The sequence below is a fragment of the Nostoc sp. genome, assembly GCF_036917375.1.
In the GTDB taxonomy this organism is placed as follows: Bacteria; Cyanobacteriota; Cyanobacteriia; order Cyanobacteriales; family Nostocaceae; genus Nostoc.
The window spans coordinates 1-2696 of sequence record NZ_JBALDN010000010.1 but is presented as its reverse complement, the minus strand read 5'-3'; the positions used below and the strand labels follow the sequence as shown (position 1 = coordinate 2696).

Genomic DNA, 2696 nt, shown 5'->3' with positions numbered 1-2696 from the left:
GTTCTTCTCTCACCTTCTGTCAAAAGTGGGCCTGTGTTCAATCAGACCTCCTCTTTTTTCTTTGATTTCGACGATTTAGTCTAAACTCCAGTATAATAAATCTTCGAGTTCAAGAAACTTTACATATAAGTGCATAAGGTAGCCCATTATAGACTTCGGATATTAATTGCTATACGATCGCCATCTCACTAATTTCCCAACGCTAGGTTGGGAAGTGTTGGGGTTAAGTCTATGACTCAACTTAGAAGCGTAGACTAGATAGCCCTGACAGTTGACCTGAAGCAGGAAATGTAACTGTATTGTAACGGTGGCTTTAGCTGCCGTTTTTTATTGACGTTGCAAAAGTTTACATTTAGAATGGAATCGTCAAAAGCAGATAAGTATTTATTCTTATTTATCGTAAGAATTTGACATTCAATGAGTATATATTCTTATCTATGTCAAAAATTTAATTTTCTAGAGTTAAAGAATGTTTACAAAAGTATTGATTCCTTAATATAATGAAATTAAAAGCGATAAGCCAAATTGATTGTCAGAAGTGATGAATGCTATAGAATTTCCCTGGCTAACAGCCATAATCCTCTTACCCTTGGTGGCTACCTTAGCCATTCCCCTCATCCCAGACAAAGAAGGTAGAACTATCCGCTGGTATGGACTGGGAGTTGCTTTTGCCGACTTTGCACTGATGATTTATGACTTTTGGTATAAGTACGACTTCCAAAGCTCAACACTCCAACTTGTAGAAAACTATCCTTGGATACCGCAGTTAGGTTTGCATTGGGCTGTGGGGGTTGATGGTTTATCGATGCCCTTACTGCTTCTGACAGGCTTAATAAATACCCTCGCAATATTCGCGGCTTGGAAAGTTAACACCAAGCCGCGATTATTTTATGGTTTGATGTTAGCGATGTACAGCGCCCAACTTGGTGTATTTGTTGCCCAAGATTTGCTGTTATTCTTCCTAATGTGGGAAATCGAGTTAGTGCCGGTTTACCTGCTGATTTCCATCTGGGGAGGACAAAACCGCCGTTATGCCGCTACTAAGTTCATTCTTTACACCGCTGCTGCATCAATATTTATCTTGATTGCTGGTTTTGCAATGGCATTCTCTGGAGATACCGTCACTTTCGATATGGCGGCTCTAGGAATGAAAGAATATCCCAAAACCTTGGAATTGTTGGTTTATGCAGGTTTCTTAATAGCCTTCGGTGTGAAGCTGCCGATTTTCCCTTTACACACTTGGCTACCAGATGCCCACGGTGAAGCATCAGCACCCGGTTCAATGATTTTGGCTGGTGTGTTGTTAAAAATGGGTGGTTATGCCCTCATCCGCTTCAATGTGGAAATGTTGCCCAATGCCCATGTAACTTTTGCCCCAGTGTTAGCAATTTTGGGTGTGGTTAACATTGTCTACGGTGCTTGCTGTGCCTTTGCTCAAACCAATCTCAAACGCCGCTTGGCTTACTCTTCAATTGCCCACATGGGGTTTGTCCTGATTGGGATTGCCTCTTACACAGAGCTTGGTATCAGCGGTGCAGTGTTACAGATGGTTTCCCACGGCTTGATTGCTGCTAGCTTGTTCTTCCTGTCTGGCGTGACTTACGATCGCACCCACACCTTGATGATGGATAAAATGGGCGGTATGGCTAAGGTAATGCCCAAAACTTTTGCTCTGTTTACCATTGGTTCAATGGCTTCTCTCGCCTTACCCGGAATGAGTGGTTTTGTGGGTGAGTTGATGGTATTTCTAGGTATCGCCAGCAGTGATGTTTACAGTTCCAGCTTCAAAGTTGTAGTCGTATTGCTATCAGCAGTTGGCGTGATTTTAACACCAATTTATTTACTGTCGATGCTGCGTCAAGTGTTCTACGGTGAGCAAAGTCAAGAGTTACACTTGGATGCTGTAATTTCTGATGTCAAACCCCGCGAAATATTTATTACCACTTGTTTGCTACTGCCAATCATCGGAATCGGGTTTTATCCCAAATTAGCAACGCAGACTTATGATGTAAAGGCAGTAGAATTAGCTGCTCATGCTCGTCAAGTTCTACCAGTTGTTGCTCATCAACAACCATCAAGTTTGTACTCGCGGATTTTCTCTGCACCAACATTGGCTACTTCTCAAGTTGAAAGTTCGATTAACATTTCTGAGTAAATTAACTTTCCCATTAAGGGATCTGCAAGTAAATTCTAAATATTAGGAGAATAAAGGGGTGGTTTCATAACCACCCCTAAAATTTTGGCATTATTGAGTTGAAATAGATTTTTAAGGGCAATTCATGTAGACGCATTTGCGTCTGTCTGCGACACGCTGCGCGAACATAGAGAAGCGGCTTTTTCCAGGGTATTGCCCCTGCCTAAAAATTATTCAACCTTGAAAGTTCCGTCAATATTGGTAATGTGTTCATTAAGATATTTAATATTAGTTTTATTCATATCCCAGCAAACTCCAGCCCGAATCCTGGCAAAATTTAAGTTTTAATAAGCACCGTATTTCCTCACAAGTTCCTCACATTTTTTAATCAGATATCTTATATAAAGACAAACTCTGTAGTTTTAATATTAGTTTTGTTGATATTTCAGCCAACTCCAGTCTGAATCCCAATACGGTTCAGTTAAGGCTGAAAATCTTGTAAAGTAAGCATTGTCCCAAGAATGAAAATCAGCGTGTGGAGCATCTCAAAGATTTTTCATTA

General features: G+C 40.7%; 1 protein-coding gene. It reads left to right on the top strand.

What is annotated here, in order from left to right; all coding sequences use genetic code 11:
• The first annotated feature begins 541 nt into the window (after positions 1 to 541).
• Positions 542 to 2155, top strand: a complete 1614-nt coding sequence (locus tag V7K45_RS02895) for an NAD(P)H-quinone oxidoreductase subunit 4 (RefSeq protein ID WP_335000192.1) — start codon at positions 542 to 544, stop codon at positions 2153 to 2155.
• The last annotated feature ends 541 nt before the right edge of the window (positions 2156 to 2696 follow it).